Below are 20730 nucleotides of genomic sequence, written 5' to 3'. Positions count from 1 at the left end.
ATTTTTTAGAATTTCCCCCTTCGTATTAACACTTATTAATTATACCATCTATCATATGGACAGTACGATCTGTAATCTGAGCTAGCCCCTCATCATGGGTTACGATCACAAATGTCTGTCCTAAACGGTCACGAAGTTCAAAAAACAATTGATGTAATTCTTCCTTATTATGCGTATCCAGGCTACCAGAAGGCTCGTCAGCTAATATTACTGCCGGATTATTGATAAGAGCACGGGCTACAGCAACCCGTTGTTTTTCTCCACCGGAGAGTTCATTAGGTTTATGAGAAGCACGCTCTGCCAATCCCATAAAGTTCAGTATCTCTAATGCATGCGCTGTGGCTTCCCTGGAAGATACCCCGGCTATCAATGCGGGAATCATGATATTTTCCAATGCTGTAAATTCAGGAAGTAACTGATGAAACTGAAAAACAAAGCCGATATGCTTATTACGAAAAGCAGAGAGCTCTTTTTCTTTCATCCTGCTGACATTTGTACCATCAATATAGACATGTCCGGCATCTGGTTCATCAAGCGTACCCATAATCTGCAACAGAGTAGTTTTACCGGCACCACTTGGTCCGACAATACTTACAACTTCTCCTTTATTTATCTCCAGATCAATACCTTTGAGAACCTGTAAAGAACCGAAACTTTTAGTAATTCCTTCTAATTTTATCATATAATAATGTGCTAATGTGGCAATATGCCAATGTGCCAATAGGCTGCACTATAGTAACATACCAATTGGCACATTGGCATATCAGCACATTGAATAATTATTCATAATCGTTTTATTACATACTCTGCCAGATAGCAACCAAAGACGGCAGGCATATAACTCACCGTACCGCAAGTTGACTTCTTATTCATTTCATCATCAGTGAGCAGTACAGCGTTAGAATCAGCTTGTTCTGTACTAAATACTACCGGCACTTTTCGTTTAACTCCCATTTTTTGTAAGCGTTTTCGGACAGCTTTACTCAATCCGCAATGATAGGTATCCCAAAGGTCGGCAAAACGAACTTGAGTTATATCACTTTTTGCACCGGCTCCCATACTGGATACAATCTTAATGCGGCGTTGCAAAGCATGATAAATGAGATAGCATTTAGGACTCAACGTATCTATGGCATCAACAATGAAATCATATCGGGCAGCATCCAGCAGTTCCGGGATATTTTCGTCTTTCAGAAAAACGGGTAACACTTTTAACTCCAGTTCCGGATTAATATCTTTGAACCTTGCTTCCAATATATTGGCTTTAGGCATTCCCAGGGTAGAATGCAAAGCCGGTAACTGACGGTTTAGATTGGTAGACTGAACCGTATCAGCATCTACAATCGTCATTCGCCCCACTCCGGCACGGCAAATCATCTCTGCTGCATAAGCACCTACTCCACCCAAACCGACTACAAGTACATGGGCATTACGCAACCGCTCCATCTTCTCTTCACCTAACAAGAGTGCTGTTCTTTGCTTCCAGTTTTCCATCAATTTTTCTTAAACCATTTATAAAACCACTTACCTACCTTTTCATAATGCTGCGACTCATTACTACCACGTGGATTTGAGAAAGAAATAGCTTCCTGTGGTTCTCCCAACTGATCCGGATATAAAATAATAAGGCTATTATTTGAGAAATACTTCCCGAGTTGGGCCGGTAACTTTTCAAAAGCCGGATCATAAGAGATAGATCCCCGGCGAGCACTGACTATAACCAGTAAATGATCATAATTCACTTGACCGGTAAGCAATAGCAAGTCTCCCCAATCATCCAGACGGGAGAAATCTGTCATGGTCAATCCATATTTCTTTTTCACCAATTGCTGTAAGTATCCCAACGTCTGCTCATTCGCAAAGAAGTGCGCACGACATCCCAAAATGTTTGCCATACGACAAAAATGCTCCACCCATTTCTGAAATCCGGCTTCATACTCCGCCTTCGGAGGGACAGCAATAATAATACGCCGAAGCGTATTAACCGGCATTAGGAACTTGGCTATCATTACTTCCCTATGTAACCCTTTCAACAAACTATCTGCCAGATTACCAAAGAAAGAGTCTACAATATTGACCTTACGATGCAATCCGATTACCACATCCGTCACTTCATATTCTTTTGCTGTATGGATAATACCGGAAGCAATATTAAGATCATACCGGCTCACCTGTGACAAAGGTACATCCGCTGATGCAGCTATCATAGCAGCACGTTCCAGGTTTCTTTTACCACACAACTCCAAACGTTCCGAACTACTGTTATCATTAATGACATTCAACGCCAGCAAATTATTTTTTTGTTTAGAATCCCGGATCAGCAAAGACAAGTTTATCAAATCATCAATAGTATCCGGGTTTGCCACCGGAATCAAAATCTTCTCAGGTGTCTCCTTTTTACTATTTTCCGTATCCAGTTGTGCTTCATGCATAGCGAGCTTGCGGGCAGCCCGTTCAGTAGCAAACGAGCTGATGATGCAAGTGAACAGAATTAATACAATAGTACCATTCAACACATCCTCATTCAATAATCGCTCACCGTCAGGCAAAATAATATTATAGCCCACAAGCACAGCTGCCAACGTAGCTGCCGCCTGTGCATTACTAAGACCAAACATCAACTCCCTTTCGATAGCTTTCATCTTATAGATTTTCTGAGTAAGCCACGAAGCAATCCATTTACTCGCCAATGCAACAGTAGTCATTACTACTGCTACTTTTAAAGCGTCACCATGCCCAAAGAGAATTTTAATATCAATCAACATTCCCACTCCAATCAGGAAGTATGGAATGAACAAAGCATTACCCACAAACTCCAGATGATTCATTAACGGAGAGACATGGGGAATGAGACGGTTTAATACCAATCCGGCAAGAAATGCTCCCAAAATACCTTCCATTCCTACAAACTCCATCAATCCGGCTCCCAGGAAAACCATCGCAAGAACAAAGATAAACTGCATCACATTGTCATCGTACTTTCGAAAAAACCAACGCCCGATACGAGGGAAAAAGAAGATAATAAGAAAACCCAGGAAAATAACTTTAACTACCAGCCATAACCAGAACATCTCTGAAGACTCCCCTTTAAACAATCCACCAATAACCGCCAGCACCAACAAAGTCAATGTATCGGTAACCGCTGTTCCTCCAACGGCAATACTTACGCTCCGATGACGCGATACTCCGTAACGAATCACAATAGGATAGGCCACAAGCGTATGGGAAGCATACATACTGGCGAGTAATACAGAGGTAATGAACCCATATTTCAATACCGTCATGTTAGTGATAAACCCCAACGCCATAGGAATGACAAATGCCAACAGTCCTAATACCACAGCTTTACCACGATTCTGTTTAAAATCCCCCATGTTCATTTCCAGTCCGGCCAGAAACATTATATAATAGAGACCTACTTTTCCAAAAAGTTCAAAACTACTATCGCGTGCCAGAATATTGAATCCATGTTCACCAATCACCACACCAGCCAGAATCATTCCGATTATATGTGGAATACGAAGCCGGCCCAACACCATAGGAGCAAACAATATGATAAGAAGTACAAGGAGAAATATCCATGTAGGATCTGTTATAGGTAGGTTTAAATTAAAATCGGGCCACTGCATATATCTAAGTTTTACGTTTTCTCTGCAAAATAACAAAAAAGTTATCAATTATATGCCAGAATGTTATAATTTTGCAGTCAATTATTTGCTATTCGGAAGAATAGTAAGCGAAATACAATATTCAATTAAAACAAAAGAAAAAGATGAAAGTAGCTATTGTTGGCGTAAGCGGAGCCGTAGGACAAGAGTTCCTGCGCGTGCTTGATGAGAGAAATTTCCCGTTGGACGAGTTGGTTTTGTTCGGTTCTAAACGTAGTGCCGGCAGCAAATACACCTTCCGCGGTAAACAGATCGAGGTCAAACTCTTGCAACACAACGATGACTTTAAAGGGGTAGATATCGCTTTCACATCGGCTGGCGCAGGTACGTCCAAAGAATTTGCAGAAACTATTACTAAATATGGTGCTGTAATGATTGACAATTCCAGTGCTTTCCGTATGGACAATGATGTACCTTTGGTAGTTCCTGAAGTAAACGGAGTTGATGCCAAAGACCGTCCACGGGGCATTATAGCTAACCCTAACTGTACAACGATCCAGATGGTAGTTGCACTGAAAGCCATCGAACAGCTTTCACATATAAAAACTGTACATGTGTCTACTTATCAGGCAGCCAGTGGAGCGGGTGCAGCAGCTATGGACGAACTTTACGAACAATACCGTCAGATCCTTGCAAATGAGCCTGTCACCGTAGAAAAGTTTGCTTATCAACTGGCGTTTAATCTAATTCCTCAGGTTGACGTATTTACTGAGAATGGATATACAAAGGAAGAGATGAAAATGTATAATGAAACACGTAAAATCATGCACTCGGACATAAAGGTTAGTGCAACTTGTGTACGTGTTCCGGCATTGAGAGCTCACTCTGAAAGTATCTGGATAGAAACAGAACGTCCTGTATCTGTAGAAGAAGCACGCGAGGCTTTTGCTAAAGGTGAAGGGCTTGTCCTTCAGGATAATCCAGCAGAAAAGGAATACCCAATGCCGTTATTCCTTGCTGGTAAAGACCCTGTGTATGTAGGCCGTATCCGTAAGGATTTAACCAATGATTGCGGATTGACATTCTGGATTGTAGGGGATCAGATAAAAAAAGGTGCGGCACTGAATGCTGTACAAATTGCAGAATATCTGATCAAAGAAAAAAATATTGGATAATTAAATAAAAGCATAAAGAAAAGCCGTCTGAGAAGTAATTTTTCAGACGGCTTCTTTTTTAATATATAAACAACACAAAATGGATATGAACATTGAGTTATTGTTGCTATCCCTACTTAATATAAAAAGAATTCACCACAGAAGAATGCGGAAAAAGACCTATCTCCCCTGTGGTGAATCTCACTTATTATTGAAACACTTATTTCTTAATGACCTTAATAGCCTTTTGATTATTTAACTTTACAAAATAAAGACCTTTGGCAAAACGCGAGAAATCAATAGCCGTTGTATTTGCATTTACGTTCATTTGCTTATCAACCATTGTTCCGGACGCATTGTATACGGTGATCACATCAATTACTTCTGAAGACTCAATAGTAGCCACATCATCAACCGGATTAGGATAGATTCTTGTTATTCCGACTTCTGTCTCCTGTACACCAACATCATCTTTCTTCTTCAATGTCATTGTTTTCTTTGCAGGTGTAACACAACTATTATTATCGGTAGGCATTGCCCATACACTTACAATCTTACCAGATGTTGAAACAGCATACAAATTGCCTGCGTAATCAAATTCAAAATCATCATAAGTAGCATCAGCCACACTGCCAAGCATATTCCGGAATTTTTCAGATACAGCAGGAATACCGTCCTTATTCATCTTATATTGGAATATGGAAACTCCGCCATTGTTACTCAAAGCAACGATCCCTTCTTTTTCATTAACGGCCAACGCCCCATTCTGTGAGGAAGTTTCTACAATATTCGGTTCAGCAGTATTAAATACAGCATCATTCAGTTCATCGCTAAAGTAGAACATACATGGATTAGCTGTACTATTGCCACCAGCACCACGATACTGACCTGCCCAATAACCGGTTGATACAGGAACAATACTACTATTATCATTCCCGATATAACTACTTGCAGCCTTTGAGTAGCTAGGAGCAGTTGTCCAGACATCCGCCTCTCCAATATTATACACATTGATAAATTTCTTCCAACTAGCACCTGAAGTTGTCTTATCCACAGTATACAATTGGGTAGCCTCACCAGTTCCACGTACACCTATAGCAGTCATTTGTCCACCTACATATACACCGCCGATACTTAAACTTCCTGCCTCATTGGTAGCCCCTTTGAATACAGGCGATATAGTAAACGTTTCCGGATTCATTAAGTACACACCTGCATTAGAAGAACTTGCATCACATAAGAACACGCGTCCGTCAGCGGCAACTGCCACTTTACGAGGACCTTCACCTACAACACCTGTCCATTGTACATCACCTGCATAGGCTTTATCTCCCTGACCGGTTATATCCAATGCATCGGGGCCCATTACATAAACGCCTGTAGCAGTCGTTCTTCCGGAGGCTTCTCCGGCAGCTGTATTAGTAACATATACCCGACCGAAATAGGGACTTTCAGGAGATTTATCAATACTCACACCTTTGGGAGCAAAATAATGATAGTTCTTACTGTCATCTGATAATTTCACAAAGCGGGTCACATTACCTGCCGTCGCCCGAAGTTCCCAGGTACATTCTACATCAGGGATATCAGCGAAAGCGAGACTTACTTTGTTACTAACCTTATCAAACGCACCCAGTGAAATTGTCTTCACTACAGTACCCGATGCAACATCTATCAAGATGAGATCTATCGCTTCAGCTTTCTCATTCAGATCAAAACAGATATCATAACCATCGTTTGTACGAACCGATTTAAGATTATAGGCAAAGATACGAGCCGGAGAAGCGTCTTGCTCTACCCCTTTTGTAGTATAGCTGACAGCCTGAAGTCCAACCAACAAGTGTTGTACTATATCTGCGTTATCAACCACTCCCACACTTGCCATATAAGTAATGGCATCATTAGTGATTACAGCTTCTGTCTCTCCAACATTCACCGCTTTATCCAGCCCGTCAGTCACATCATACAAGTATGACTTGTAAGAATACTTCTCATCTTTCTTCTCACATACCGGAACACTCATATAAATTTTATTGGCATAACGGAAATAATTGGCACCGGTAGACTCTACAGGAATATCACCTGCAAAATTAGCTACTTCAACACCATCATTTGAATCCCATGAAATTCGGAATTCACGTGGTACTATAGAATTTCCGTCGACGATAAGGCGATCAATACCTAACGGAGAAAGGGTCATTTGTACATCTGCTCCTAACTCCTTTTCCGTATATTCGGTATCATTGTATTGAGTCCCTATTACCTGACCATCTTTCACTTGCCAACACAAATAGCGTATACCATATGTGGTACTCCACCCGTTACCGGCATGTGAATCGAAATAGAATTTAAAGTTATCCAGTGTACCATTTACAGCGATACTATTAGCCATAAAATTGGAATTATTATTCCCGGCAGCAAGCAGACTTGCAGAAGTATTAGTAGGAAGAGTCAAAAGTACCTCGGGAGTTGCCTCTTCGAGTGCTTTATCTTCTGTGGCCTGCCATTTATACATATAAAAGTCTCCAGTCTGATAAGAGTTCCCTTCTTTACCAATTACCGTAGAATTGGTTCCAAGCAGAACACCATCTGTTGTAAATGCGATATCAGAAAGTACATAAGGATATGCCTTTCCATTAAATCCTTCCGTTTTAATCCCCTCTGTACTCATCTCTTTCAACAATTCTCCGGTTACAGGGTCCAGAACAAGCAGCCGGGGCATTTTGTCTCCATTCACAGCCAATACGTAATACTTTCCATCACGGAGAATTGCACGACGGACGGTCAGATCTTTCAATACCTCTACCGTTTGCAACTCGCCTTCCTTAGTGAAATGATACGAACGGGCAGCAGCAATATCACCATCTTGTACCGGATGCGGATAATAATCCACCTCTTCTATTACCGGTTCATCCGAAGGTTCTTCTTTCGATGTATCCGTCAGCCGTTTATTGATAAACGAAGTTTCATTCGCCACCACCTCTATCTCCTCTGTCTCTTTCCAATACCCTTCGATATCAAATACTAATTTATAGGTCCCCGGAGTAAGTTCAGTAAAAACAAAAATCCCATTATACTCTTTATCAGTCAGATATTCGCCAATCTTATTACCGTTGGCATCTTCGAGTACCACCTTCACATCGTTCAACGGATAATAGGCATCCACCGAATTTACCTTATAGGTATATAACGGATGCTCTAAAGGTTTGCTGATATCTTTGACGGTTCCCATAATACACCCTTTTGTTTCACTGTTATCATTAAACCAGGCACGAATGGCACGGGAATATCTCACTCCTTCCTGTCGACAATAATCCTCATTCAGTAAACGCTGGCGTTCCGGTTGGTAAGTATGGAAACAACCTTCACTCAAAAATCCGTCACACCCATGCTTCAAGACCCCTAAATAGCCGGTATATCCCAAGCCACTCGTAGATGAGCTCCCGTAAAAAGAGATATCTCCACGGCTATTGTTGGCAGTTTCGGCAGTATAAGCCGAATGATAGGTAACCTCATTTTTTACAATGTATTTCCAAGCATCATACGCCATTTCTTTTGCATTTACCAACCCGTTTCCGGATGCACCATCGGTACCGCGATACAACACCAACGGATAGTTAGTCATGCTCCCCTCAGTAGCAGCATTACTATGGATAGAAATAAAATAATCCATATTATTTGCTTCCACATCTTCACAAATGACAGATAATGTTACGATCTGTGTACTCGTTTCTACCTTATCATTTTCAGTCGCATTCTTATCACCTGCCGAGACAAAACCATTTTGTGTACGGGACATTTTGATGAATCCGGCCCCAGCCTTCACTAGTTCATCTCTAAGTGCCAACCCTTTAATCAAATTGGTATTCGTCTCGAAAAAGCCGCGAATATCCATCTGTGCATAATTGATAGTCGCCATCGGGCGATCATTTGCAGTCCATCCTCCATGTCCGGGATTAATATAAATTCTGGCATCTTTTAAATCGGTAGCAGATACACTGAACGTCAGTATTATCCCAACCCATACCATGATTAATTTATGTAGTTTCATAGTAATCAATTATTTATTGGTTTCGATCTTCATTAAAAACACTTTTCCGTCATTAGTAGTATACACTATTTTAGAAGCATCAGCGGAAGCTGACGGATATAAAGCTATCACAGAATCATCAGTTAATACCGTACGTTGTGTACCATCAGCAGCAACTCCAACTATTTCCGAAGAAGTCACAACTTCTCCATTATCATAATCAACCATACCTACAACCCAATCATTACCCATCCATTTCGGGGCGCGCAATATCCCTAAAGATACAGGATTGGTTCCGTCAGAATTGCTCACATAAGCTTGCCCCTGGTCCATAACATAATACAACAGCTTCTTTCCATCCGGTGATACAGAAGGCCACAAATAATTCACATTCGTTCCGGCAGGAGATAATAGACGAGTTTTACCCTTCTCTGTTATATAAAGTTGTCCATCTTTAATACTCGGCACCACTGGTATAGATTCTAATTTCTCACCGGAGACTCTTTTTGAAACCATTTTACCCTTATTCACTGCCAAGACAGTGCCTTGTTTCACGTTCACCCCTTCCAAATCACGTGTATTCTTTATCAATTCTTCCTTTTCACCAGTCTCCAATTGAATGCTTTTTAAAGAAGTATAACGCAGTTTTCCTTCGTAGTTTTTACTTCGATATACCACTGTACTACCATCGGAAGAAATCTGGACGCCAACTGCTTTTTCAGTAGTAAGAGTTGTCAGTTTTTTCGTTGCTAAGTCATATTTTTTAAGACCTTGAGTATCATTACCGGCCAAAATCAGATAATCACCGGTAGGGCTCATAATCGGAAGACATCCGTCTTCTGATTCCATAATGGGTATTTGTTCATTACTGACCATTTTAATACCCTGAGAAAAAGCTAATTGACTCGTCAATACGAGTAACAACAAAAAGGGAGTTTTCATAATGAATGAATTTAAAGATTAATAAAATATTACTTATATAAGTATTCTGTCAAAATAGGTCTCAAAGAGTATTTTTCCAACATTAAAAGCTTTTGTATTCGAAAGCTCGTGTTGCCTTTATCATTTATTGACAATAAATTTGTGTGTTTCTTTCTTTCCATCAACAACTACCGACAAAAGGTAAACACCATTATTAAAAGAATAAAGAGGAATATTGTACGTATACTCTCCTGTAAGTTGTCGGTTAGTCATATGATTCATTATATTCTTTCCATCAACAGTCCACAAAGAAATGGAGGCAGTACCCACTTTGGATAATGAATAATGCAGAACAGCTTCATCCTTCGAAGTAGCCAACCATGAAAGATGTTTACTCACTACCACCTCTGAAATACCAACTCCTGAAGCAGACGGATAGTATGCCTTTAGATCTTTAAAAGAGAACTTAGTACCGATAAGAGACATTCCCGCTTTTAGATAAAATTTCATACTTGTCAGTGTCAAAGGATACTCTATAAGATTTAATGGCAGATCATCTTCCATAAAAGATACTGAATACACAGAATCTTTCCTGACAACAGGTATCAACTTTGTTTTCAAAAAACCAGTTTTTGTATTTGATGCAAAATCAAGATAGAGTTCTTTAATCACATCATCTTTCACGAACATCCGGAAAGAAACCGAGTCAGGCAAGCTATAAAAAGTTACAGGCTTATTAAACTCAATAGAAGCAGAACGTCCGGTTTTGACATCAAATATCATATTGATACCATCTTCCCAGCCATTTGGTAATGCGGTATTTTCATACCTCAAATTGGAAAAGGTTCCAGAAGTTTTTATTGGCCACGATGCTAAGTCAGCAAAGGTCTCATGTATTCTTTCCTTACCAGCTATCTCAACTTTCACATTTACATGTACACTCAACTCATCTAAAGTTCCGTGAAGTCCTGTCTCGCCATTAGCTATACCCTTTATCACTCCATCCTGTACCAGACAACAATCAGGATTAGAGGAACTCCAGGTAAATGCTCCCGGATCTAATTGATAAACTTGTTTCCCTGATTTTGCATCAATCCTGATAGGAAATTCACGTATCCCATCTATCAATATATTCTGCGGATAGGCTTGAACATCCGAGACAGGAGATACAAAAACATTCAAAACCGCTTTTTTTCCATCCTTAGTAGCTATAATCTGACCTTTTGTAGCATTCAGGCTCGCATGGAATACACCCTCCGAGTCTACATATCCCAAGTCCTCAGGTATACATTGATAAGTAAATCCTTGAACTCCCTTTTCCAACATTTTACCATGTTCATTAAAAGAGAGGAGTGTAAGTGGATTCAACGAGACTGCCGTAGTATAAAGACTCGGGGTTATAAATGCATAAGAAGCAACAACCTCTTCCTCAGGTGCAGTTGATACAACCAGCAAAGCATCGGCTACCGGACGAATGCTACCACGCATCGGATAATTCAGCATTTCATGGTCAACAGCTATCGTTGCGGAGCCCCCACTATCGAAGTTTACTACATTCCACGAGCCATGGGCCAACATCCAGTTAGCAATATCAATACAGTTTACACCCGGACTGGCAGAAGTTCCTCCTTCAACCGTTACAATATAAACTGTTTTACCATCTTTTGACATTCCGCCCATCACCCGGGCAGAGACCTCATATTCACGACCGTTTTCAAAATCATTATATTCACCTTCATGCAGTTTTCCTTCATAAGCAATACTGGGATAACCATGAAAACCAGCTACAATATTTTTTAGTGGTTCGCCAAACTTACCTTTCACAAATTTCTGTGAAATAAAGATTATATCACCCGGAGTGACTTTTCCCTCAAAACTTTGAATACTTTCGTTCCGTGCATAAATCACACATTCCGTTTGTGACGTTTGCAATGGAACATCTGATATCTCCAAGACTTCACACTTTATATCATCCCCATTCACTTTCCACCTACTCAGTGGTTTGATCTTGATATATTTCCCTTGTTCTGTCAGTGTTCTACTATTCAAGTGATTAAATAACACACAGTTTCCCGAAATAAATGTAGCAGCAGAGTTATAATAATCAATTTTCACAGTACTGCCATCTTTCAAAATAACATTTGCGTTCAGAGACGGGTAAAATACTGCCGCTGTTTCATCTTCCGAAACAGCAAAGATAGAGCGTCCCCAGCCTGCTCCATAAGGTATCTCACCATTACTCACATTAACTCCGATACATACACCCGCTTCATAAACGAAGAAGTCATGGTTGAATGCGGCACAAACCCGATGTCCGGGATAAGTGTGGGCTTTAGACATACTCATAACAGTCTCTCTGGGTACATCCGGAACCTTATTGTTCGATTGTACCTGCTCAATCTTCGTATAAGGATTCGTCAGATCTATAGTTGTGACCCACATTAGTATAGGTTTATCCCGATAGGCTATTTTGGTATATTGCACTCCCGCTCCCAAGCTATAATGCTCCAGTGTATCCGGAGTTCCCCATGCCGGTTCCTGTGCTTCCAAGGTATTACAGAATGCCAGTAGTAGTATATATAAAAGAATCTTTCTCTTCATACTTAATGATTTTTTATCAAATTAAGTAACGGCCGGCCTATTTGCCAGCCGTTATTAAAAAATCAGTATCAATCTCTCAAAACTATTTTCTGCGAAACGCTACTTCCTGATTCCAAATTAGCCTTTATCACATAAATACCTTTGGTCAATCCACCAACATCCATCCGAGATGAAGCCACTTTCGATAATAGTTCTCCCGATAATGAATAAAGCTCCATAGATACTACCTTGTCACTACTTGCCACAATTTCATTAGTTCCGGCAATATAACGGAAAGAGAATCCTGAAACGATTTCAGCTTCTATAGATGTCAAAGTATTGTCATATACCAAAACATTATCTACATAAATCGTTCCTGTTTTTGTCAGAGGTTGTGCTTTCTGCTTTATTTTCAATCCGGTAAGTTCATAAGTTTTCTTTGCAGGAAGGGTTCCCAAAGAAACTTCTACAAATGCCCAATCACAGAATGTAAGATCGGCAAGCTTGATCTCCTGAACATCTCCATCAGAAGAAGACAGTTGTAACCAAACCTCATTACCAGTCAGATCACCCAAAACATGCATACCAATTGCTTTAGTGGCATCAACCTGAAATCCTGAAGTAGTTTGATAACAAGCTATACCGTCTGCTGTATCTACCGCAAAATTATATGTAAACGCACCAGAAGAAGAACCAAACAACACTTTAGAGGTATTCCGGGAAGTACTGGCCGACGTAATGCCTGTACTGCCATCTGCAAAATAAGTAAATGTTCCGGCAGTTTCCATATCCAGTCCAACCGTTCTGTCTGTTACTTTCACATCTACAGCTTTAAAAGTATAATCCATCGGTTCAACAATATCAATACCATCAACATCAATCATATTTCTGTCAACAACAACACGATACGTTTCATTTTTTGTTAATCCTTCGGAAAGAGTGAACGCCAAAGAACCATAAGGTGCACTGACAGAATTTACTTTTATAGAACGGGGTACTTTAGATAACTCTTCACCTTTTGAATTATATATTTTAACAGCATCCCTGACCAATGTAGAATTCAATTTATTATCAAATCTGAACTCAAATGGAGCACTTTTACCATAGTTAACGCATTCTACCCCAGGAGTCGGATAACAACCCAATAGTTTCAATCTATTACGATCTTTAGTAAGGAAACTGAATACAAAATCTTTTTCCATTGCCATATTACCAGGGTGTTTCAGGCTTTTATCCAGTTTCACTGTATACAAGGTAGAAATATCATACGGTTTATCCGGTGCAAAAATCATCCGATGTTGACTATCTTCAAATGTAATTGTTCCTTTTACATCCGGAGTAATGGAAAATGCTTGTATTGCAGATTCTGTATCCACATCCCAATTAAACTCAAAAACGATCTTCGAACTACACTCTACAAGTTCACCTTCTTCTACTTTAGGAGAATAGTTAACCACTTCAGGAGGAGTCAAGCGCTGCATATCTAAACGTGCATCTAAATAGCTGACTTCTCCGGCTTTAACTTCCAAGTCATACGTTTTATCAAAATATTTATCAGCAGTCACTTTTACTGTATACTTTCCGGGAAGCAGCTGCTTAAATACAAATACTCCATTATCAATATCATCCGTTGTATATGTTAGATTTCCAGGGTTAAGCGTAACAACTGCTTTATTCAAGGCTAATAGTTCATCTTTTGAGTTCCTGATTTTCACATGGCTTCCCAAATCTTTATTTCGGCTATCGTGAACACTACCTACAATATTTCCCGTAGTAAGAAGGGCTTCCGCCTTAAATATTTCACAAAAAGATTTATAAAAATTCCATGCCTCTAACCATTTATAATCCATATTCATCAAACGCCGGGTTTCAGGTATGTAATCATGCATAGAGCCTTCCGATATACATCCGGGGACAGTCAATCCTCTCAAAACACCATACCCGTTACTCCACCCCATCACCTGAGCTGCAAATGTTTTATCACCACGTACAGTATAGTCAGAAGCCCAGCAATTTACTTCATTTGCATAAAGATTCTTAGCAATAACAGTACTAATCTCGCGGCTACGATCTGAATGAGGAGTAGGTGTAGGATATGTATGATTATCATCCGGATCCACACCAGCATAAAGCTGAAGAACATAGTTTGTAACTCCGGCATTACTATGAATAGAAAGCATATAATCCGCATTACATTCATTTGCTTCTCTTACAATCTGAGTTAAAGGCAGGTCATCGGCTGTTGTATTTGTTGTACGACTAATGTATACATTCGCCTTCGCACCTTTCAACAGTTCAACTAACTGCACTCCCTTATCCAGATTAGACTGTGACTCCCAAAAGCCATTTACATCACCCGGTCCATAAGGGCCAACCGGAATGTTCCGGTCATCACTATCAAATCCACCATGTCCCGGATTTACATAAATTGTGATTCCTGACAAATCCTGTGCGTATGTTCCACTTGTTTTTAATAAAAACAAGCCTATAAAAAGAATATAATATATTTGCTTCATAGTAGCCTATTTTTTTAATTCTAATACTATAATTTCACCCTCCAAAGTATTGTAGGCTATCTTACCACTTTTCCAATTAGTGGTTGGATACATTGCTATCTCTGTAAAAAGGGACAATACTTGTCTTTGTTTCCCATCAGCAGATACCATTACAACGGATGACTCTGTTATATAATCTCCATTATCTTTATCAGCCATACCTACGATTTTATGATCGTCATACCATACAGGAGCATTCAGATAGCCTATCTCAGAAAGAATCTTCCCATTCAAATCACAGATATAAGTTCCTTTTCCGGTTGCAGTAAATAAAATTTTAGTTTTATCAGGGGATAAAGATCCCCACAAATATCGGCTCCCTTTTGATAGTGGTTCAAGCACCTTACGATCTCCATTGCGTTCAACAATCAACTGAAGCTTCTCTGTATAAGCATTTATACTCTCCTTCCCCTTAAATTCCAGGCCCATACGAACTTTATTCAATTCAGATTGAAGACGTACAGGAGAATTCATACAATTCTTTGACTGCAACAATTGACGATCATAACACATCAAAGTATTCTGCCGGTGCATATTTTCTCTTTCCACCGACCTATAATAGATCTTATCATTATTCTGACTGAAATCCGGAGAATACCCTGCACCCTCAGCATCTGTAATCATCAGAGAAGTTTTATTATTCAGCTTATACAGATACAAACCCTTATAATTCTCAGACGTATACAACAATTCAGAACCATCCGAATTAAACACCGGATAAAAAGCCGGTACTTTTTTCTCCACAGTAATTCGTTGCACTACCGAAACCATTTGTGCTTCGACCCAGGTGACATTACAAATTAATAATATCCATATACAAATACTCTTCTTCATAATATTCTATTTAAAATTGTACTAACCCAACTAATATTTCATAAACTTAAATACAGAAACCTCTGCTCCCTTATAAACCTTCAACAGATAAATTCCTTTATTCACTCCAGAGTCATCCAACCTGATTTTGCCAGTCTGAAGGCGACCCAGTTTTTTCATTTTTACTGCCATACCCGAAACTGAATATATCTCATAACTCACAGGCAACTCTTTATCCATACTAAATGACAAATAAGTTCCATCAACATCCGTCAAAAGGCTTATCTCATTATCTCCTATCCTATTAGGTACAATACCATCTCCTTGTTCTTCATAAATCAACGAAAACTCTTTCAACTCGAAAGCATACTCAGCTCCAACAGTGTGTCCGGAAGCATTAAGAGTTACCTTTATTGAATTAAATTTGAGTGGCCAAATAGCCATATCCGTAGGATCATCAACAAGATCTGCCAGAGATAAATAAATCACATTATCTTCATTTACCTTAAAATCGGAAAATTCTTTTACTACAGAGTGAGATAAATTATTAGGAACAAGATCCAGAACAATCTTATTCAAAGGTAATTCGTGAGGATTAAATACAATCTTCAGAGCCTTAGGCAAACTATAAAGATTCATTTTTTTTGCCAATGTGAAATAAGGAGTACGAGTAGACGAATATTTATAAGCAATATTCAATGTGCTTGTACCACTCATTGAAATACCTTTCAGATTGGAAGTTAACTTAAGCGAAGGATCCGTAAAACTAATAGCAGGTAATGAGGAGGCAGAAGGTATTTCAACATTCACTTTTAATGTTCCCTGATAATCATTCATTGAGCCCGTAACCATAGAGGAACCATTGGCTACAGCAGTTAAAACACCTTTGTTGACTTTACAAATATTCTCATCTTCAACTCTCCAATCCAAAGCATTATGATCTATTAAGACTTTATTTCCTTCCAAAGTTGTTTCTACTTCAATCGGATAATGAATCTTAGAATCCAGGAGTACAGAATCCAAACGAATAGAAAAATCCTTCACTTCTTTTACATAAACAGTTTGAGAAACTTCTAACTTTCCATAATGAGCAGTCAAAGTACCAGATACAGCATCTCCTGAAACCACAAAATTACCTGCCTCATCAATATGCCCAAGATTTGGAGAACAGGAGAAGGTAACATCCTCAAGATTATCAGTAAGTAATCTATCATACTGATTATAGCCCATTATTTTCGGTTTAATTATACCATATTTAGGTAATTCAAACTTATAGTCCGAAAAACGTAGACGGGTAATATCCTGAGATTCCTGAGATAAATCTACAACCAACCAACCGTTACCTACAGGTCGCTCTTTTCCATCAGCCGGACGATTGGCAACTTTATTGTTTACTATTATTTCAGAAGAACCTCCACCGTCAAGCCCAATGGCATCTACAGCCCCCCAATGTTTCAAAATATCACAAACTTCCGTAGTGGTCAATCCAATAGAAGCTGATGTCTTACCATCCGCAACTAATAGGTACACCCAACGTTTGTCTTTAGAAGCTCCAACAGCAGTACGCGGATATGGAACCGCATTATAGTTTTCTGTAGTATTACGCTCTGTAAGTACTCCGTCGTACATTAATGCTGTATTGCCACCTATCATTTGCTCAATCTCCGGATAAGTTCCAAAATTCACACAACGTATCCCCATATTAATAGTGATTTCCTGTCCCTCTTTCAAATTACGTAAAAAAGCTCGGGATTGCTCACTTGTACCAGAAAGTACGTATTCATCAGCAGCAATCGGATTACTTCCTCTGTTTTCTATCCTTTTTCCGACAATGCACTTTACTGGTTTATTCACTCTCCACTTTTCACCAGATTTCAAACTTAAATATACCTCAGTACGTTCTACTCCAAACATCTCACTGAAATTTTCATCTTGACGTGTTTTCTCTCCTGCAAACCGATTATAAAAAGTTAAATCACAAGCAGAGCAATCTGCACGAGGAATATTAACATGCTGAAATTTATAAGTTCCGGCATCCCCGGCGTCAACCTTACCCTCAAACTCCATATGATCGAAAACCGGAACATTATTCACGTCTATGGTAGCAAATCCCCACCAGGCATCCCGGGGTTCACGTTGTATTTCACCATCTTTAATACTACCTCCACGAGGAGCTCCCAAAGGAAACTCATGATGATCAGTTACATTAAAAAAATCACCATTTATACCACAATATGCTTTATGTCCCTCATAAGTCATGCGCTCACAAGCATGCGTTACAAGTTCTGTCCCCGGTATGCTATCATTGGCCAGAAAAGTTTCAATCTTATTGTATGGATTATGCATATCCAGTTTAAGGATATAGGTGTAAGCGGGTATATCAGGAATATAAATTGAAGTATAAATAGCTCCCGGACCAACAACTTTACACTCAAGAGTATCTATATAATGAGGCTTCTCATTGATCGTTATATAACCTCCGGCATACACATATTGTCCAAAGAGTAAAGGTAATGCCAATAAAAACTTTTTCATTTTCATACTATTTTTATATGTTACATGATTAGTTATGTATAATCAACTTAACCGTATCTGTTTTACCACCAACTAACACTTTCACCAAATAAGTACCATTAGCTAAATTGTTTATCGGTAAAACAAGATTTCTTCCATCACTCATTTTGTAATCTTCAGATGCAACCATCATTCCGGTACTTGTATAAATTCTTAAACTGATATCTGTTTTTTTATCCAGATTAACATTCAAACAAGCTTCTTTTTTTGCCGGATTAGGATAAATGGATAACCAGGAAAGAGTTTTCAGTTCGGGGAAACCAACCGTAATATAGTCATATACCATAACCATTTCTTTGATCTGAATTTTATTATGCCCTACAGGATTATCAGAAGTAAATGCAAACCTCATCGAATGAAAATGTATGGGATATCCGACTTTGTCATTTACATCTGTTAAAATATCCGAGGCTGGTATTACAATTTCACGATCTTCATCTTTCGAAATATCAGTAAATTCATACGGAGTATAAGCAGATTTATCGTTTGTCCGTAAAGAGAAAGTAACCTTATTCAAACCAGCTTTTCCCGGATTCAATATTATACGCACAGATGTTGGCAAACTATATAAACAAAAATCATTCATCAATTCTATAAACGGAGAACGTCCGGCAGAGTAGTCATACTCTATTCCATCAGGTAATAATTTTATATTCTTCAAATTAGAGGTACTTTTTACACTCCAGGAAGGAGTAGACAAAACAGGCATCTCCAAAATTGGTTGAGAAGGTATTTCCACTTTAACCTTCTGTTTGCATGAGAACTCTCCCAATGTTCCATGAATATATGTCACTCCATTGGATAATCCTTTTAGTACTCCTTCAGTTACTGAGCAAACTGAAGGATTTTCAACTTCCCATTGTAATAATTCCGGTGCCACAAACAACGTTTTATTTTCTACCTCTGCCAATAATTCAATATGATATGTAGAAATATTATTGAGTAAAACAGAATCCAATCTCAACTTAAATGAAGACTCAACTAATGAGACCGGCCTTGAGGTCTTCACCCCTTTATACTCTGCGGATAATATTCCAGTACCGATTTTTTCCGCACCAATAAAATTACCTTCTGCAGTTATATATCCTATCTCCGGAGTACATGAAAATGAAACATTCTGAAGATCCTTGCTCAACAAATCACCGTATCTATTATAAGCATATACAGCAAGTTTTAAAAAGCCACACGTCGGTAGTGTATAAGACACTGGTGCAAAAGCGAGCGAAGCAATCTCTTGGTCTTCAGGAGCATTCGACACAACTAACATCCCATTACCGACAGGGCGTACTGCACCATCAGAAGGGGAGTTTTTAACTTCTCCATTAACATACATAACAGAAGAGCCTCCGCCATCCAGATTAACAGCATTCCATGCTCCAATTCCTTTAAAAATATCTCCAAATTCAAAGAGAGTTACTCCACGTGAAGAAGTTTGCCGACCATCAACTTCAACTAAATAAACAATCGTACTATCTTTTGAAAATCCGATACCGGTACGAGGATTTGCAGATTCATCTCCTTCATACCGTTGCCCATTTTTCAAGAGAATATGATCGCTTCCTCCCATCAATTCTTTGAAGTCGTCCAATGCTCCCGGATTACTTCTCAAATCCGTTTTAAGATTGATTGTCAATTCATCTCCGACTTTCATTTTTTTTAAGAAATCAGATGATACTCCTCTCCCATGTAGTACAGCCTTTCCCTCTGGAATAGGGCTAAAACCGTGATTTTCTATTATTTCTTCCGCAATACAAGTTATTTCCTTATTTGCCGAGAAAAAGAAGGTTTCACCGTTTCTAGGGGTTATAATAACTTTTGTACCTCCCTCAATCCCACTGGTATATGTACCATAGGCATTAGTATAAAGGGTTAATAAATCGGTCACTTGTGGTTCCCACTCTAAACGTTGCATATTTACTGTATGCAGCCGGGTTGCTCTATTACCACTTTTTACTGTTCCGGAAAAGTCTATCCTATCAATATAAGGACGATTATTTTTATCTAAAACAAATGCAGCTCTTCCTACAGGATTAGTAACACATTCATTATTAATAAACTGTCCGCTACGAGGTATACCTATCTCAACAGGATCTATATAAAAATAAAAATCACCATTAGTAGCTGCAAAAACATTATGTCCCGGAGCCGACTTTCGTATAGCCATTTGAGTCGGGCGCTCAGTTGCAACAGCACTATCTCCTCCCAAACAGGTTTCTAACTTTACGTTGGGATTTCTAAGATTGACTTCCAATACATGGATTTTTAAAGGAAATTCCGGTAAATCAATATAAACATATTCTGTTCCAGGTCCAACTTGATGCTTATAAACCAGTGTATCAATACGATACGGTTTATCATTTATCGTAATATACTCTTGGGCAAGTGAATATTGCCCAAGAAGTAATAAAAATAATGTAAACAAAACTCTATTCATGTCAGTCACATTTATTAGTTTAAAAGTAATTTAATCATTACCTCAAGTATATGAACATACT

At 39.0% G+C, this 20730-nt stretch carries 11 protein-coding genes; 1 reads left to right on the top strand and 10 read right to left on the bottom strand.

Going from position 1 to position 20730, the window contains the following annotated elements; genetic code table 11:
- Nucleotides 1-25 precede the first annotated feature (25 nt).
- The 3 genes from K8P02_RS20545 to K8P02_RS20535 form a co-directional block, all read right to left on the bottom strand.
- Entirely contained in the window at nucleotides 26-682 is a 657-nt protein-coding gene (locus tag K8P02_RS20545; protein ID WP_002558940.1) for an ABC transporter ATP-binding protein, read from the bottom strand.
- A gap of 101 nt (nucleotides 683-783) precedes the next feature.
- The gene (locus K8P02_RS20540) at nucleotides 784-1494 is read right to left on the bottom strand and encodes a tRNA threonylcarbamoyladenosine dehydratase (protein WP_007483642.1); all 711 of its coding nucleotides are present in this window, start codon (nucleotides 1492-1494) and stop codon (nucleotides 784-786) included.
- Nucleotides 1494-3629 (bottom strand): cation:proton antiporter domain-containing protein, encoded by a 2136-nt coding sequence (locus K8P02_RS20535; protein WP_002558938.1) that lies wholly within the window; start codon nucleotides 3627-3629, stop codon nucleotides 1494-1496. The genes K8P02_RS20540 and K8P02_RS20535 overlap by 1 nt, the downstream gene beginning before the upstream one ends.
- A gap of 143 nt (nucleotides 3630-3772) precedes the next feature.
- Here K8P02_RS20535 and K8P02_RS20530 point away from each other — a divergent pair, with 143 nt between their 5' ends.
- A complete protein-coding gene (locus K8P02_RS20530) occupies nucleotides 3773-4783 on the top strand; it encodes an aspartate-semialdehyde dehydrogenase (RefSeq protein ID WP_007483641.1) in 1011 nt (336 codons plus the stop codon).
- Between the two features lie 199 nt (nucleotides 4784-4982).
- On the opposite strand, the gene K8P02_RS20525 is transcribed toward K8P02_RS20530, so the two are convergent.
- From K8P02_RS20525 to K8P02_RS20495, 7 genes are all read right to left on the bottom strand, one after another.
- Nucleotides 4983-8813 (bottom strand): T9SS type A sorting domain-containing protein, encoded by a 3831-nt coding sequence (locus K8P02_RS20525; protein ID WP_025867682.1) that lies wholly within the window; start codon nucleotides 8811-8813, stop codon nucleotides 4983-4985.
- Between the two features lie 9 nt (nucleotides 8814-8822).
- Entirely contained in the window at nucleotides 8823-9734 is a 912-nt protein-coding gene (locus K8P02_RS20520; RefSeq protein WP_007483638.1) for a TolB family protein, read from the bottom strand.
- Nucleotides 9735-9854: 120 nt separating this feature from the next.
- On the bottom strand, nucleotides 9855-12314 hold the full coding sequence (locus K8P02_RS20515; protein WP_025867681.1) for a phosphodiester glycosidase family protein: 2460 nt from the start codon (nucleotides 12312-12314) through the stop codon (nucleotides 9855-9857).
- A gap of 68 nt (nucleotides 12315-12382) precedes the next feature.
- A complete protein-coding gene (locus K8P02_RS20510) occupies nucleotides 12383-14809 on the bottom strand; it encodes an Ig-like domain-containing protein (RefSeq protein WP_195660520.1) in 2427 nt (808 codons plus the stop codon).
- Nucleotides 14810-14815: 6 nt separating this feature from the next.
- Nucleotides 14816-15682, bottom strand: a complete 867-nt coding sequence (locus K8P02_RS20505; RefSeq protein WP_002558933.1) for a TolB-like translocation protein — start codon at nucleotides 15680-15682, stop codon at nucleotides 14816-14818.
- A gap of 30 nt (nucleotides 15683-15712) precedes the next feature.
- Nucleotides 15713-18196 carry a phosphodiester glycosidase family protein gene (locus K8P02_RS20500; RefSeq protein ID WP_002558932.1) on the bottom strand — a complete coding sequence of 828 codons (2484 nt, stop codon included), beginning with the start codon at nucleotides 18194-18196 and terminating at the stop codon, nucleotides 15713-15715.
- A 28-nt stretch (nucleotides 18197-18224) separates the two neighbouring features.
- Entirely contained in the window at nucleotides 18225-20669 is a 2445-nt protein-coding gene (locus K8P02_RS20495) for a phosphodiester glycosidase family protein (RefSeq protein WP_025867680.1), read from the bottom strand.
- Nucleotides 20670-20730 lie beyond the last annotated feature (61 nt).

The organism is Bacteroides nordii, assembly GCF_019930665.1.
Lineage (GTDB): Bacteria > Bacteroidota > Bacteroidia > Bacteroidales > Bacteroidaceae > Bacteroides > Bacteroides nordii.
This window is presented reverse-complemented; position numbering and strand designations above follow the sequence as displayed.